The following is a 14,429-nucleotide window of genomic DNA, read 5'->3' as shown; positions in this document are numbered from 1 at the left end:
AGTTCACTAAACGATGACTCAGGCGACTGGAGAGGTCGCCACAGCAGCAAAGCGGCCAATCGAAAAAGCGTCGAGTGGCGTGGCGGTGGCGCCGTCGAGCACGAGATCGGCGAGCACTTCGCCGACGCCCGGCGCGAGCAGAAACCCACCGCCCGAAAAACCGAATGCATGCAACAGACGCGGCGCGGTGCGGCTCGCGCCGATGATCGGATTGCTGTCGGGCGTTTCACCTTCCACGCCGCTCCACGTGCGGATCAGCAACGCCTCGCGCAACGCGGGCAGCAGCGCGCACGCGTCGCGCATCACCGCGCGCGTGGTTTCCGTCGACGGCTGGCCGTATTCGCCGTCGCCATGTCCGCGTCCGCCGCCGATCACGCAATTGCCGCGCGCCACCTGCCGTGCGTAGATGCCGCCGCCATATACGCCGAGGTTGTGGGTGATGAAGAGCGGCAGCGGCTCGGTGACCCACATGTTCGGGTAGATCGGTTTCATCGGCACGGTCTCGCCGAAATAGCCCGCCACGGTATTCGCCCACGCGCCGGCCGAATTGATCAGCCAGTCGGCGCTGACGCGCAGGTCGCCGGCGCGCAATTGAAAACGCGTGCCGTCGTGCTGAATGTCGGTGAGTTCGGTTTGTTCGCGCACGTCCGCGCCCGCGGCCCGCGCGGCACGCGCGAAGGCGGGCGACACCAGCCGTGGATTCGCATGACCGTCCGTCGCGCACAGCGAGCCGCCGACGGCCGCTGCGCCGAGCCAAGGATAGCGCTCGCGGAACGCCGCGCCGCTGATCAGTTGCGCGTGCACACCGTAGTCGCGCGCCATCGCGGCCCACGCTTGCAGCGCGGCCAGCGCGCTTTCGCTGCGGGCGAGGCGCAAATGGCCCGACACCGTGAATTCGCCGTCGATGCCGATCAACTCCGGCAAGTGGTCCCAGATACGCCGTGCGCGGATCGCGAGCGGCATCTGTTCGACCGGGCGTCCCTGGCAGCGCACGCCGCCGTAGTTCACGCCGCTCGCCTGTGCGCCGCAATAGCGTCGCTCGAACAGGCCGACGCGCAAGCCGCGCTTTGCCAGCGCCAACGCCGCTGATGAACCGACCAGCCCGCCGCCCGCGATCGCGACGTCGTAATGCAGGGTGTCACTCATCGCGCGCCTCCACGGGGATTTCAGCGACGTCGTCGGCATACATGGACGGCGAGAGCGGAATGGGTTTGACGGGCGGCTGGCTGCGCAAGCGGCCCACTGCGTCGAGGGGTTTGCCGGTTTCTTCGGCGAGCAGGCTGAGCGCGGCTTCGCCGCACATGCGCCCCTGGCAGCGGCCCATGCCGACGCGCGTGAGCGCCTTCAGCCGGTTGATCTCATTCGCTTCGCCGCCACGGATGCAGCGCCTTAACGTGCCTGCGTCGATTTCTTCGCAGCGGCACACGGTCATGTCGTCGGGCCATTGCGACGCGCATTTCGCGGGCGGCGCGAACGCCGTTTCGATTCCCTCGCGAAACACCGCGATACGTTTCAGGCTGCGTTCGATCGATACGGCGTCGGGCATGTTCGGGCCACGCGGATGCGCTATGCCGAGATCGTCGAGCAAGGCGAGCGCGGCGCGTCGGCCGGCCAGTTCGGCGGCGTCCGCACCGGCAATGCCCGCGCCGTCGCCGGCAACATACAGGCCGCGCACGGAAGTGCGTCCCGCCGGGTCCGTTTCAGGCAGCCAGCAGCGGTTGGCCGAGTCGAAACGGAAGCGGCAGCCCGCGAGATCGGCGAGTTGCGTTTCGGGCTTCAGGCCGAAGCTCACGCCAACCGCATCGCACGCGATTGTTTCGGTTACCGAACCATTACGCGCGGCGCGCCATTCGAGCGCTTCCACACCCTCTACGCCGCGCATGCCGACCAGCGTCACATCGCGCTCGATCCGCACACCATGCATTTTCAGCCAGCCGACGTAATAGAGGCCTTTGGCGAACGTGGACGGCAGGCGCGCGAGTTTCGGCGCCGCCGCGATCTGCTGCGAGAACGGACTCGTGTCGAGCACGGCCATGACTTGCGCGCCCGCTTTCACGTACTGGTACGCCACGAGGTACAACAGCGGACCGGTGCCGGCCAGCACGACGCGCCGGCCAATCGCGCAGCCTTGCGCCTTCAGTGCGACCTGGGCGGCGCCGAGCGTGTAGACGCCGGGCAGTGTCCAGCCCGGCACCGGCAGCACACGGTCGGTCGCGCCGCTGGCAATGATCAGATGCGAGAACGGCACGCGCCGCTCGCGTCCCGCGTGCAAGGTGTCGAGGTGGCCCGCTTCGCACGCCCACGCAAGCGTGTCGGGGCGATAGTCGAGATGAGGCAGAAGTGCGGACATGGTCGAATGCAGCGCATCGGCCTTGTGCGCTTCGAAACCGTAGAGCGTTTTTTTCGAGCGCTGAAATCCGCCATTGGCGGGCGGTTGCCGATAGATCTGGCCGCCCCAGCGCGCGTTTTCATCGATCACGACCGGCTTCACGCCCGCCGCCACCAGCGTCTCGGCAGCGCGTACGCCAGCCGGTCCGGCGCCGACGATCACGATGCGGCGTTCGTCGCTCATCGCGCGTCTCCGTTTCTATTCGCGGTGCCGGCTTCGACAGCGGCGGCGCGGCGCGTGAGCACCCGCATGCCCTCGGTCACGAGCGTCGAGCACGCGCGGACGCGCTTGCCGTCTTCGGTGCGCATCCAGCAGTCCTGACATGCGCCGATCAGGCAGAAACCCGCGCGCGGCGCGCCGCTGAATTCGCTTTCGCGCACGCGGCGTTGCTGCATCAGCACGGCCGTCAGCAGCGTGTCGCCTTGCAGCGCGGCGACTTCCTCGCCATCCAGAAAGAAGTGCAGCGGTTCGCGCCGCGTTTCCGCGATACGGATGAATTGCGGCTCGCGGCGCGGCGCGGTGGCATGAGTAGACGGCGTTGTGGACGGCATGAGAGCGTGGTCGGAAGAAGACATCAATGCTGGCCGATCAGAATGCGATTGAGGCCATACACGCGGTCGAGCAGCAGCATCGCGCCGCCCGTGATGAAGATCACCAGCGCGGACACGGAAGCCATCATCGGGTCGATCGATTCGGTGGCGTACATGTACATGCGCACCGGCAGCGTGACGGTTTGCGGCGAGGTGACGAAGATCGACATGGTCAATTCGTCGAAGCTGTTGATGAAGGCCAGCAGCCAGCCGCCGGTTATGCCCGGCAGAATCATCGGGAAAGTGATGCGGCGAAACGTGGTCCATGCATCGGCGCCGAGCGAGTTGGCAGCGTGCTCGACGCTGCGGTCGAGTCCGCTTACCGAAGCCAGCACGAGCCGCATGACGAACGGCGTGATGATGATCATGTGCGCGAGCACGAGCCAGGCGAACGAGCCGGTCGCACCGATCAGCGCGAAAAAGCGCAGCAGCGCGATGCCGAGTACGAGGCCGGGAATCACGAGCGGCGACAGCAACAGGCCGTTGAGAAAGCTGCGGCCGGGAAAGCGCGCGCGGCCGATGGCGAGCGCGGCGGGCAGCGCCACGATCAGCGAGAGCGTTGCCGAAGCGAACGCCAGCTTCAGGCTATTGAAAAACGCGCTGATGAAATCCGGGTAATTGAGGATCGCGCGGAACCAGCGCAACGAGAAGCCGTGCGTGGGCAACGTGAGCGTTTCGTCGGGCGTGAAGGCGACCAGCACGACGATCACGAGCGGCGCGAGCACGAACGCAATCACGAGCGTGTGGAAAATCAGCGCGATGGGGCCGTTTTTTCTCATGGTGTTTTCACTGAGTGAGCCAACGAGTGAACTGTAAGTGCGCCGATGAACTAGCCGAGGCTTCGGGTGTATCTGCGTTCCAGAACCCGGTAGTACGTGAGCATCACGATCAGGTTCGCAACCAGCAGCAGGAGCGCGATGGTCGCGCCGAGCGGCCAGTTCAGCGAACCGAGGAACTCGTCGTACACGGCAGTGGCGGCCACTTTCAGGCGCCGTCCGCCGAGCAGGCCGGGAATCGCAAAGGCGCTCGCCGACAAGCCGAACACCATCAGGCTGCCCGACAGAATGCCCGGCGTGAGTTGCGGCAGAACGATGCGGCGCAGCGTGGTGGCGGGCGATGCCATTAGCGAAAGCGCGGCGTTTTCCGTTTGCGGGTCGAGCTTTTGCAGCGCGGTCCAAACCGGAATCACCATGAACGGCAGCATCACGTGCACGAGTGCAATGACGATCGCAAAGGTGGTGTACTCGAGCTTGTAAGGCCCGAGTCCGACCAGGCCGAATGCCTGATTCACAAGGCCGTTGGTGTTGAGCAGCATGCTCCAGCCGAAGGCCCGCACCACTACGGAGACCAGCAGCGGCGCGAGAATCACCAGCAGGAACATCGAGCGATACGGGTCGCGCATGCGCGACAGCACGTACGCTTCCGGCGTGCCGATCACGACACACAGCAGCGTGACCAGAAACGCAATGCCGAAGGTGCGCAGAAAGATGGTGTGGTAATACGACGAGCTCAGCACTTCCGTGTAATTGCCGAACTGGAACGCGGCGATCGGACCGCTGGCCGGATCGAAGCGATAGAAGGTCAGCACGAGCGTCATCAGAAGCGGCACGAGCACGAGCGCCACGAACAGCAGAAAGGCCGGCGCGCACATCAGCCATAGCGGCAAAAATGCCTGCCAGGGCGCGCGGCGGGCGCCGCCGGATTTCACGTCGCGCTTGTCGGTTGCGGGCAGCGTACTAGCCATGATGCGCGTCCCGTTGAATGAAGCGGATCGCCTCGCTGTTCCAGTCCACACCCACTGCCGCGCCTTCGGGCAGCGGCTCCGTGCCTTCGTTCTGGCAGCACACCAGCACTTCGCCGAGCCGGCTGTCGAGCCGGTACAACCATTGGCTGCCGAGGAAAAAGCGGCTCGTGACGGTTGCCGGCACACGTCCCGTGTCCGGTGCGCACAGGCGCAGCTTTTCCGGGCGGATGCACAAGGTCACCGCGTCGCCCACGGCGACTACGCGCTCGCGCGCCGGCAACTGTGCCGTGTGCCCGGTTTCCGCGAGGTCGTGGCCGAGATCGATGCGGATCGCGTCGCCCTCGCGCGCCACCACGATGCCAGGCAGCATGTTGGCCTTGCCGATGAACTGCGAGACGAAGCGATTTTCCGGGCGCTCGTATGCTTCGTACGGCGTGTCGATCTGCGTAATGCGGCCGGCTTCCATCACCACCACGCGATCGCTGATAGAGAGCGCTTCGGACTGGTCGTGCGTCACCATGATGGTGGTCGTGCCGATCTTGCGTTGAATGCCGCGCAGTTCGAACTGCATGTCTTCACGCAGTTTGGCGTCGAGATTCGACATCGGTTCGTCGAGCAGCAGCACGGGCGGCGCGATCACGATCGCACGGGCAATCGCCACGCGCTGCCGTTGACCGCCGGAGAGTTCGCGCGGAAAGCGATGCGCGAGCGTGTCGAGCCGCACCAGCGCCAACGCTTCGCGAATGCGCTCCTTGCGCTCGGCTTTGTCGATGTTGCGCATTTCCAGCCCGAAGCCGACGTTGTCGGCGACGCTCATGTGCGGAAACAGCGCGTAGCTCTGGAACACGATGCCGAGGCCGCGCCTGTTCGGCTTCATGTGCGTGATGTCGCGGCCGTCGAGCGTGATGCGTCCGCGCGTGGTTTCGACGAAGCCCGCGATCATCTGCAAGGTGGTGGTCTTGCCGCAGCCCGACGGCCCGAGCAATGAAACGAACTCGCCTTTTTCCACCGACAGGTTCACGTCGGCGACTGCGTGCAGATCGCCGAACGATTTCGTGACGTCGGTAAGTGTGAGGAACGACATGATCTGGCCTTTGGATGGTTCGACACCGGTTCAATCGACTACTGCCTCGATGACGCCGACTCTAGCCAGCCAAATTACCGTCAGTCAATTTCAAATTCCGATTACCGGTATAAGATTGAAAAAAATTCCACTGTATGAAAGATATTCGCGAAAAGCGCGCTCCGTTATTCCGCTGCGTGACGTCCGGAAAATCCCTATGAATCATCGACACAACGTCCTGGGAAGCGGAACGTTCAAGGATTCCACTTGCGGATAAAACGCTTTATAGTGTTCCGGTCAATGAAATAATCAAGAGCCAGAAAGATGAAAGTTGCCGCCAAACGAGATGCCGACACCGCCGTGGCCGAACCGGGCGGCACGCCCGGCCCCGGCATGCTGGAACGTGCGTTCGCGGTGATTCGCGCGTTGTCCGAGGCGCAGCCCGACGGCGGGCGTGTCACGCGTCTGGCGAAAGCGGTCGGACTGACGCAGGGCACGGTGCACCGCATCCTGCATGCGTTGATCGCCGAGGGCATCGTCGAACAGGACGAAAACTCCAAACTGTACCGGCTGAGTGTGGATTTTTTCGCGCTTGCGGCGCAGGCCGGCAACCCGAGCGGCATGCGCACGCTATGCCGTCCCGCGTTGCTGCGCTTGTGCGCCAGTCTCGGCGACACGATCTTTCTGCTCGTCAAAAGCAGTTTCGACGCGGTGTGCCTCGACATCTGCGAAGGGCCGTTTCCGATCCGCTCGTTCACCGGCGATATAGGCGGGCGGGTGGCGTTAGGTGTCGGGCAGGGCAGTCTGGCGATTCTCGCGTTTTTGCCCGAGGCGGAGCGTGAGGAGATCATCCGTTTCAACGTGCCGCGAATTCGCGGCTACGGCGTGCTCGACGAGGTGTATTTGCGCACGGAGATCGAACGCGTGCGCCAGTTCGGCTACGCGGGGCGCAATAGCGGTGTGCTCGACGGCATGGCGGGCGTGGCGGTGCCGATTCTGGATCGCACCGGCGTGGCGGTCGCCGCGTTGAGCGTCGGCACGCTGGCCGCGCGTCTCGCCGACGACCGTCTGCCGATGGTGGTCGAATTGCTGCGCCGGCAAGCCGATGCAATCGGCCCGCAAACCAACCCGTTCGATGTCGCGTTACGCAGGCCGATGCATGGCCTGTCGCGCGCCATGACCACCGAACGGATCACGGGATAAGCGCAGGCGCGCTCAACGAGGCGACGCGCAAGTCGCCTCGAATGTTTGCAACCGCCTAGAACACCTTTACCGGCACATTCACCACCAGCCGGTATTCCATGTTGTTGCCATCCGAGTAGTGGTACTGGCTGTTATGCCACATGGCGATGAACGTGACCTTCGTATCCTTGAAGCGTCCGCTTTGCAGCGTATAGCTCGGAATGAAGCCGAACTCGTGGTGATGCCCATGCACCGGTTCGCCGTTCTTCCAGTAGAGATCATGCAGCGGCGCCGAAGGCGAAGCATTCTCCGCCGCGCCCGCCGACGCATCCGCGCCCCAGCCGTATTGCCCCCAGAACATCGCCTTGAGTCCCGGCACGCCGGCGTATTTGCCGTCGAACGTATAGCGCAATTGCAGCGACTGTTCGTGCGGCGCGTTGTAGTCCACGTCCATCGAGTTGGTCAGGTAGATACCGTTGGTCTCGTTGACGTAGTCGAAGAACTGGTCGCCGAGCACCTGCTGGTAGCCGAGCAGCAGCGCATGCGCGCCGTGCTGCGCGGAAACCGACACGCTGTAGGCGTTGCTGTTGATATACCCCTGACGTGACGCGCCGGTGTCGTGCGTCGAGTAGATGTTCGCGAGCCCGCTCCACTTTATCGTGGCGGGATCGCCGAACGACTGCGCGACCGAGCCGTAATACTGACGCCAGACGTCGTCGGCCTGATCGACATACAGGGCCATCTCGCCGTTCTTTGCATAGTGCCATGTGCCGCCCACATAAGTGAGGCGATCTATGCGCGTGCCGCCATACGAAGTAGTGAGATTGCTCAGGTTCGTGTGACCGCGCGCGTCGACCCTGGTGAAACTGCCGGCCTGGAGCTCGGTGTGCGCGAGATCGTTGCTGACCATCGAGACGCCGAGGAAGGTTGGCGGCAGCGCGCGATTGTCGTGAGGTTCGAGGAACGGGTTGGTGACGATCTGCAACCCGTATTTCACGACCGTTTCCGAAATGCGCCCCTTGATGTCGTACATGCCGGGATATGCCCACGCAAGTTGTTCCGAACCGCCGCCGCCCTTGCCCACGTGCACCATGTTGCCCGCGCCGTTGCCGCCGTCGAGCTTGAGCGCGCCGAACAGCGACGCGTCCACACCGAAGCCGACCGGCCCTTGCGTGTAGCCGGATTCATAGTTGACCTGCATGCCCTGAACCCACGCGTGACGGTAGATCGTGTCCGGTGCCTGGAAGTAGTCGGCATAGTTGCGAAACTGCAGATTCAGATGGCTGTCGGCGATGAAACCCTTGCTCGCTGCCTGGCTCGACAGGGGTACTGGCGGTAAGACCGTCTGATCGGCTTCGGCGTTGACGATGGCATTGGTGGTGTCCGGCTGGTCGTTGCGCACCTGGCCGCCCTGGTCCGCGCGGCGCTTGCCGGACGGATTGCTTTGCACCGCCGACGAATCCGCGGCATGCTGCGCGGGGGACGACAACGTTTGCGAGAGCGTCTGAGCTTTGGGCGTTCTGGAGGTGGGCTCCGTCACGCTGTCATCGGCATACGCGTTCGTGGCTAGCGTCAACGCGGGAAGCGTGAACGCGCAGTAAAAGAAAGTCGCGGCTCCGGTTTTTTTTGACCGCTTTTTTGATCGGGTATCTTTCATTGAATACGTCTCTGATTATTGTGGTGAATCTTTGGCTGGCGGTTAGCCAGTCCGCGCTTATCGTTCGTCATGCTGATGAAAGGACGAACGCATCCGGCGGCGCGACGGCCCGCCGCGCCGGGAATATGGTTTCTAACTTCTCAGGTTCGTTGCTTTAGCGGTTGGCCGACAAGGCTTCCTGCGAGGTGTCCACCACGCGAATGCAGGCGACGCGTGTCGCATTGGCACCGTGCGTGACAGGCTGTGGAATCTCTTGGGCGCAGGCTTCGATCGCATCCGGGCAGCGCGTGCGAAACGCGCAACCGGAGGGCGGATTGAGTGGCGAGGCAATCTCGCCGCGCAACAGCAGATGACGGCGCGCCCGTTCCACCACCGGATCGGGCACCGGCACGGCCGAAAGCAACGCCCGCGTGTATGGGTGGCGCGGCGTGCTGTACACCTCGCGCTTGTCGCCGAACTCCATCACACGTCCCAGATACATCACCAGCACGCGGTGGCTGATTGCTTTCACCACGGCCAGATCGTGCGCGACGAACAGAAGCGACAGCGACAACTCGCGTTGCAGATCGCGCAGCAGGTTGACGATCTGCGCCTGGATCGACACGTCGAGCGCGGACACCGGTTCGTCGCAGATCACCAGTTGCGGCTCGCCGATCAATGCGCGCGCAATGCCGACGCGCTGGCACTGTCCACCGGAAAACTCGTGCGGATAACGGCGCAGATGCTGCGCGTTCAGGCCGACGCGTTCGAGCATGGTCAGCACGCGCCGCTGCACGTCGGCGCGTGCAATGTCCTGACCGTGTGTCGTCAACGGCTCGGCGACGATCTGTTCGATCGTCATGCGCGGATCGAGCGAGGCAAGCGGGTCTTGGAAAATCATCTGCACGTCGCGGCGCAAACGGGACGTATCGCGGCGCGCGCCCGGCAGCACGGTTTCGTCTCCGAGCCAGCGCACGCTGCCGCTCGCCACGGGCGCGAGACCGATGATCGCGCGCGCGAGCGTGGACTTGCCGCAACCCGATTCGCCGACGAGTCCCACGGTTTCGCCGCGCCGCACGTTGAACGACACGCCGTCCACCGCGCGCAGCGTGGCTTTGCCGGACCACGGAAAGCCGCCGCGCGGCACGCCGAATTGCACCTTGAGATTGTCGATGCGCAACAGCGTTGCCGCGTCCTGATTCGCGATAGGTGTTGCGTTCATACGTGTTGTGCCTCCAGAATTTCGCCTGCCGGCCTGAAGCATGCGCGCAGGGCGTCGGGATAGCCTTCTTCAGCAACAAGGGAGGGGCGCGATTCGCGGCAGCGCTCGGTGCAGTATCCGCAACGTGGGGCAAAAGCGCAGCCCGCGCCGACTTCGCCGGGCAACGGCGGATTGCCCGGAATGGTTTGCAGCGGACGCTCGTCGTCATCGTCGGTCAGACGCGGCAGCGCGTTCAGCAGGCCGAGCGTGTACGGATGCGTCGGCGCGGCAAACAGCGCGGCGGCGCTCGCCTGCTCGACGGTCTGGCCGGCGTACATCACCATCACGTCGTCGCACAGGCCGGCCACTACGCCCATGTCGTGCGTGATCAGAATGATCGCCGTGCCGCGTTCGCGGTTCAGTTCGCGCAACAGTTCGATGATCTGCGCCTGCACGGTCACGTCGAGCGCGGTGGTGGGTTCGTCGGCAATCAGGATTTCGGGTTCGGAAAGCAAGGCCATTGCGATCATCACGCGTTGCCGCATGCCGCCGGAAAATTCGTGCGGATACATGTTGATGCGGCGCGCGGCATCCGGAATGCGCACTGATTCCAGCGTTTCGATCGCGCGGCGGCGCGCTTCGCGGCGCGACATCTTGCGGTGCAGTTCGAGCGTCTCGGTCATCTGCCGCTCGATCGTCAGGAACGGATTGAGCGAGGTCATCGGGTCCTGAAAGATCATGCCGATGCGGTCGCCGCGAATCCGGTTCAGCGCCGCTTCGTTCATGGCCAGCAGGTTTTCGCCGCGATAGGTCGCGCTGCCCGACACCTTGCCGTTGCCGGCGAGCAGCCCCAGTAATGCCATCACGGTCTGACTTTTCCCGGAACCCGATTCGCCGACAATGCCGAGCGTGCGGCCCGCTTCCAGCGAAAACGACACGCGTTGCACCGCGTCGACGGGTGCGCCTTCGCGGCGTGTAAAGCGCACGCTGAGGTCTTTGACTTCGAGTAGCGGCATGTCAACGGTCCTTCGGATCGAATGCATCGCGCAAACCGTCGCCGACGAAATTCACGCAATACAGCGTCACGCACAACATCACGGCGGGACACAGCAGCAGCCAGGGCATGGATTCGAGCTTCTGCGCGCCGTCCTGAATCAGCACGCCCCAGCTCGTCATCGGCTCCTGTACGCCGAGGCCGAGAAACGACAGCACCGATTCCGTCAGCACGATGTTCGGCACCGTCACGCTCGCGTACACCACGACCACGCCGAACAGATTCGGCACGATGTGACGCGCGATGATCGAACGCGAACTCACGCCGATCGCCTTCGCGGCGTCGATGAATTCGCGCGAGCGCAGCGACAGTGTCTGGCCGCGCACCACGCGCGCCATGTCGAGCCACGAGAACGCGCTGATGGTGAGCACGACCAGGTAGAACGCGCGGCCGAACATGGTCATCATCAGGATCGCGATCAGCATGTAGGGAATCGCGTACATCATGTCGACGATGCGCATCATCACCGCGTCGACGCGTCCGCCCAGATAACCGGCGGTCGCGCCGTACGCGACGCCGATCAGCCCCGACACGAGCGTGCCGAGCAGGCCGACCTCGAGCGAAACGCGGCCGCCTTGCAGCGTGCGCGCGAGCAGATCGCGGCCGAGCTCGTCGGTGCCGAACCAGTGCATGTTCTGCAAGGTGGGCGGCAGGCTGATCGCGCTCCAGTCGCTATCGATCGGATTGTTCGGCAGAAACCACGGGCCGGCTACGCAGGCGATCACGATCAGCATCAGCATCACGAAGCCGGCAAACGCGGCGCGGTTGCGCACGAAGCGCCACGCGGCGGTGGCGAGCGGGCCGCGCGAGCGCGGCGCTCTGGCGATGGCCGCGAGCGGGTCGAGCGCCGCGGCAGTCGATTGAATTGAGCGGGGCATGGATCAGTACCGGATGCGCGGATCGAGCCACGCGTACGCGAGGTCGACCAGCAGATTGAACAGCACGGCGATTGCGGTTGTCAGCACGACGAGGCCGAGCACGAGGGTGTAATCGCGATTGATCGCGCCGTTGACGACCAGCTGGCCGAGACCCGGCAGCGCGAACACCGATTCGGTGACGACCGCCGCGGTGATCGACGAGATGCAGATCGAGCCGAGCAGCGAGACGACCGGCATCAGCGCGGGTTTCATTGCGTGGCGCAGGACGATCGTGCGGCCCGGCAGGCCTTTGGCGCGCGCCGTGCGGATGAAGTTGCCCGACAGCACTTCGATCATGCTGCCGCGCATCACGCGGGCAATCGCGGCGACGTTGATGATGGTGAGCAGCACGATAGGCAGCACGCGATAGCGCCATTCGCCTTCGCCCCAGCCGCCGGCCGGCAGCCAGCCGTGTCCCGCGGACGTTTTCAGCAGGATCGCGAAGATCCACACCAGCACCGGACCCAGCACGAACGGCGGCACCACGTTGCCGATATTGCCGAGCACCATCACGAAGTGATCGGCGAAGCGGTCGCGCCGCACCGCGGCCACGGTGCCGAGCGCGACGCCGATCACGAGCGCGATCGGCACCGATACGCCGCCCACGCCGAGGCTCACCGGCAGCGCTTTCCACACGAGGTCGTTGACGGACCAGTCGGCGTAGCGGAACGACGGCCCGAGGTCGCCGTGCAGCAGTGAGCCGAGGTAGTGGAGATACTGCAGCCACAACGGTTCGTCGAGGTGATACCTGGCGTTGAGGTTCGCGAGCACGGCCGCCGAGAGTTGCTTCTCGGTGTCGAACGGGCCGCCCGGGGTGAGATGCAGCAGCAGATAGCACGCGGTGATCACGGCGAGAATGGTCGGGATCGCCCAAAGCGTGCGGCGCAGCGTATAGGCCAGCATGACGGTGCTCCCGCGCTCAGTGCTTGATCAGATACATGTCTTGCGTGGCGCGCTGGTCGACGTAGTTGGTCGACGTGTAGCCGCCCACGTACGGCTTCACCAGACGGTCCGCCGAGTACTGGAAGAGCGGCACCAGCGGATAGTCGTTCATCGCCAGATCGTGCGCCTGCGTGAGCAGGGCGGTGCGCTTCGCGTCGTCGAGTTGCTGGTTGGCCTGATCGACCAGTTTGTCCACTTGCGGGTTGCAGTAGCGCTGATCGTTCTGCACGCTATTGCAGCGGATCAGATCGAAATACGACATGGCGTCGTTATAGTCGACGAACCAGCCGTCGCGCGAGGCCTGCACCTTGCCGTCGTGGCGCTGCTTGAGCAGCACCTTGTATTCGACGTTCTCCAGTTTCGCGTTCACGCCGAGCTTGGTGCGCCATTCGGAGGTGGCGAAGAGCGCGACCTTCTTGTGCAGGTCGTTGGTGTTGTAGGTCAGCGTGAACGTGAGCGGCTTGGTCTCCGAATAACCGGCCTGCTTCAGCAGATCGCGGGCGTAGTCCACGCGTTTGGGCATCGGCCAGGTGGACCAGTCGGGCTTGAAGACGGCCGCGCCTTGCGTGCCTTTGGAAATCAGCCCATACATGGGCAGTTCGCCGTCCGCGGTAAGGCGCTGGGTCAGCAGGTCGCGGTCGAGCACCATCGAGAGGGCCTGGCGCACGCGCTTGTCCTTGAACAGTGGGTCTTCGTTATTCAGGCTGTAGTAGTAAGTGGCGATCTGCAGGCCGGTTTTCAGTTCGGAGCCGAACTGCCTGCTCACCTGCGCATAGATGCCGGAGGGGACCGAATACGTGTAGTCGAACTGGCCGGCCTGATACATACGCATGGCCGTTTCGTCGTTTTCGATCGGCAGGTAGGTCACTTTCGTGATCACGACCTTGCCGGCGTTCCAGTACGTCTTGCTCTTCGTGCCCACCAGCCGGTTGCTCGGCTGCCAGTCCGTCAGCGTGTAAGGCCCGTTGCCGATGAAGTTGCCCGGCCGCGTCCACTCGCCGCCGAACTTCGTCACGACGTCGCGGTTGACCGGCGCCATTGTCGGCATGGCGGCCAGTTGCGGGAAGAAGGCGGCGGGCACTTCGGTGGTGACTTCCAGCGTGTACGGGTCGACGGCGCGCGCGGCGAGGCTCGCGAGCGGCGCCTTGCCGGCGAGAATCGCCTTGGCGTTCTTCACGAATTCGACCAGCACGGTGTACTTCGAGCCGGTTTTCGGATCGAGCACGCGCTGCCATGCGTAGATGAAGTCCGCGGCCGTGACCGGCTGACCGTTGCTCCAGCGCGCATCGTGGCGCAGCTTGAACACCCACGTGTCGGGCCCGGTGCGCGTCCACGATTGCGCGACGCCCGGCACCACCGCGCCGGCCGCGTCGATGCGCGTCAGGCCTTCGAACAGATCGAGCGCGATCGTATTGCCGGTCCACGATTCGATATGCGCGGGGTCGAGCGATTCGGTTTCAGCCGGCACCTGCCGGGTGATTTCCTGGCTCGCGGCGAGTGTGACGCCAGCGGGTACGTTGACGGCAAAAGCGGACGGGGCAAACGTGAGGACGAGCGCGGTCAGCGCCGTCGCGTAGACGAACGGGGTTTTCATCGATTGAGATCGCAGGAAAGGTCGAGAGAGAAACGCACTGGCGCCGGGGCGCCGGTCTAGCTGCGTTGCTCGGGCCAGGGCGGCCCTTGTTGCTCGTGTTGGTAGCGCGACATGCAG

General features: G+C 64.3%; 13 protein-coding genes. 1 reads left to right on the top strand and 12 read right to left on the bottom strand.

Annotation, left to right across the window (positions count from 1 at the left end; all coding sequences use genetic code 11):
• Positions 1-18 precede the first annotated feature (18 nt).
• The 6 genes from BXE_RS33185 to BXE_RS33160 are packed head-to-tail and all read right to left on the bottom strand — an operon-like array spanning position 19 to position 5,807.
• Positions 19-1,146, bottom strand: a complete 1,128-nt coding sequence (locus tag BXE_RS33185; protein ID WP_011492504.1) for an NAD(P)/FAD-dependent oxidoreductase — start codon at positions 1,144-1,146, stop codon at positions 19-21.
• Positions 1,139-2,572 (bottom strand): NAD(P)/FAD-dependent oxidoreductase, encoded by a 1,434-nt coding sequence (locus BXE_RS33180; protein ID WP_011492503.1) that lies wholly within the window; start codon positions 2,570-2,572, stop codon positions 1,139-1,141. The genes BXE_RS33185 and BXE_RS33180 overlap by 8 nt, the downstream gene beginning before the upstream one ends.
• Positions 2,569-2,940: a (2Fe-2S)-binding protein gene (locus tag BXE_RS33175; RefSeq protein ID WP_040124489.1), complete on the bottom strand. Its 372-nt coding sequence runs from the start codon at positions 2,938-2,940 to the stop codon at positions 2,569-2,571. The genes BXE_RS33180 and BXE_RS33175 overlap by 4 nt, the downstream gene beginning before the upstream one ends.
• Positions 2,941-2,963: 23 nt before the next feature.
• The gene (locus BXE_RS33170) at positions 2,964-3,758 is read right to left on the bottom strand and encodes an ABC transporter permease (protein ID WP_011492502.1); all 795 of its coding nucleotides are present in this window, start codon (positions 3,756-3,758) and stop codon (positions 2,964-2,966) included.
• 50 nt (positions 3,759-3,808) lie between these two features.
• Positions 3,809-4,723 carry an ABC transporter permease gene (locus BXE_RS33165; protein WP_011492501.1) on the bottom strand — a complete coding sequence of 305 codons (915 nt, stop codon included), beginning with the start codon at positions 4,721-4,723 and terminating at the stop codon, positions 3,809-3,811.
• Positions 4,716-5,807 (bottom strand): ABC transporter ATP-binding protein, encoded by a 1,092-nt coding sequence (locus BXE_RS33160; RefSeq protein ID WP_011492500.1) that lies wholly within the window; start codon positions 5,805-5,807, stop codon positions 4,716-4,718. The genes BXE_RS33165 and BXE_RS33160 overlap by 8 nt, the downstream gene beginning before the upstream one ends.
• 303 nt (positions 5,808-6,110) lie before the next feature.
• Here BXE_RS33160 and BXE_RS33155 point away from each other — a divergent pair, with 303 nt between their 5' ends.
• Positions 6,111-6,989 carry an IclR family transcriptional regulator gene (locus tag BXE_RS33155; protein WP_011492499.1) on the top strand — a complete coding sequence of 293 codons (879 nt, stop codon included), beginning with the start codon at positions 6,111-6,113 and terminating at the stop codon, positions 6,987-6,989.
• A gap of 55 nt (positions 6,990-7,044) precedes the next feature.
• Here BXE_RS33155 and BXE_RS33150 read toward each other — a convergent pair whose 3' ends face one another.
• The 6 genes from BXE_RS33150 to BXE_RS33125 form a co-directional block, all read right to left on the bottom strand.
• Positions 7,045-8,625, bottom strand: coding sequence for an OprD family outer membrane porin (locus BXE_RS33150; RefSeq protein ID WP_040124491.1), 1,581 nt, complete (start codon positions 8,623-8,625; stop codon positions 7,045-7,047).
• Between the two features lie 154 nt (positions 8,626-8,779).
• The gene (locus tag BXE_RS33145; RefSeq protein WP_011492497.1) at positions 8,780-9,826 is read right to left on the bottom strand and encodes an ABC transporter ATP-binding protein; all 1,047 of its coding nucleotides are present in this window, start codon (positions 9,824-9,826) and stop codon (positions 8,780-8,782) included.
• On the bottom strand, positions 9,823-10,821 hold the full coding sequence (locus BXE_RS33140) for an ABC transporter ATP-binding protein (RefSeq protein WP_011492496.1): 999 nt from the start codon (positions 10,819-10,821) through the stop codon (positions 9,823-9,825). Before BXE_RS33140 ends, BXE_RS33145 begins: the two co-directional genes overlap by 4 nt.
• 1 nt (position 10,822) lies before the next feature.
• Positions 10,823-11,737: an ABC transporter permease gene (locus tag BXE_RS33135; protein ID WP_011492495.1), complete on the bottom strand. Its 915-nt coding sequence runs from the start codon at positions 11,735-11,737 to the stop codon at positions 10,823-10,825.
• A gap of 3 nt (positions 11,738-11,740) precedes the next feature.
• Positions 11,741-12,679 carry an ABC transporter permease subunit gene (locus tag BXE_RS33130; protein WP_011492494.1) on the bottom strand — a complete coding sequence of 313 codons (939 nt, stop codon included), beginning with the start codon at positions 12,677-12,679 and terminating at the stop codon, positions 11,741-11,743.
• Between the two features lie 16 nt (positions 12,680-12,695).
• Positions 12,696-14,312, bottom strand: coding sequence for a peptide ABC transporter substrate-binding protein (locus BXE_RS33125; protein ID WP_011492493.1), 1,617 nt, complete (start codon positions 14,310-14,312; stop codon positions 12,696-12,698).
• Positions 14,313-14,429 lie beyond the last annotated feature (117 nt).

Source organism: Paraburkholderia xenovorans LB400 (assembly GCF_000013645.1).
Classification (GTDB): Bacteria; Pseudomonadota; Gammaproteobacteria; order Burkholderiales; family Burkholderiaceae; genus Paraburkholderia; species Paraburkholderia xenovorans.
The sequence above is the reverse complement of the archived record's forward strand: the minus strand, read 5'-3'. Positions and strand labels throughout refer to the sequence as shown.

Bases quoted from the DNA above. Each gene is read 5' to 3' on its own strand.
- BXE_RS33185 (WP_011492504.1), bottom strand. From the start codon at position 1,146: ATGAGTGACACCCTGCATTACGACGTCGCGATCGCGGGCGGCGGGCTG.
- BXE_RS33180 (WP_011492503.1), bottom strand. From the start codon at position 2,572: ATGAGCGACGAACGCCGCATCGTGATCGTCGGCGCCGGACCGGCTGGC.
- BXE_RS33175 (WP_040124489.1), bottom strand. From the start codon at position 2,940: ATGCCGTCCACAACGCCGTCTACTCATGCCACCGCGCCGCGCCGCGAG.
- BXE_RS33170 (WP_011492502.1), bottom strand. From the start codon at position 3,758: ATGAGAAAAAACGGCCCCATCGCGCTGATTTTCCACACGCTCGTGATT.
- BXE_RS33165 (WP_011492501.1), bottom strand. From the start codon at position 4,723: ATGGCTAGTACGCTGCCCGCAACCGACAAGCGCGACGTGAAATCCGGC.
- BXE_RS33160 (WP_011492500.1), bottom strand. From the start codon at position 5,807: ATGTCGTTCCTCACACTTACCGACGTCACGAAATCGTTCGGCGATCTG.
- BXE_RS33155 (WP_011492499.1), top strand. From the start codon at position 6,111: ATGAAAGTTGCCGCCAAACGAGATGCCGACACCGCCGTGGCCGAACCG.
- BXE_RS33150 (WP_040124491.1), bottom strand. From the start codon at position 8,625: ATGAAAGATACCCGATCAAAAAAGCGGTCAAAAAAAACCGGAGCCGCG.
- BXE_RS33145 (WP_011492497.1), bottom strand. From the start codon at position 9,826: ATGAACGCAACACCTATCGCGAATCAGGACGCGGCAACGCTGTTGCGC.
- BXE_RS33140 (WP_011492496.1), bottom strand. From the start codon at position 10,821: ATGCCGCTACTCGAAGTCAAAGACCTCAGCGTGCGCTTTACACGCCGC.
- BXE_RS33135 (WP_011492495.1), bottom strand. From the start codon at position 11,737: ATGCCCCGCTCAATTCAATCGACTGCCGCGGCGCTCGACCCGCTCGCG.
- BXE_RS33130 (WP_011492494.1), bottom strand. From the start codon at position 12,679: ATGCTGGCCTATACGCTGCGCCGCACGCTTTGGGCGATCCCGACCATT.
- BXE_RS33125 (WP_011492493.1), bottom strand. From the start codon at position 14,312: ATGAAAACCCCGTTCGTCTACGCGACGGCGCTGACCGCGCTCGTCCTC.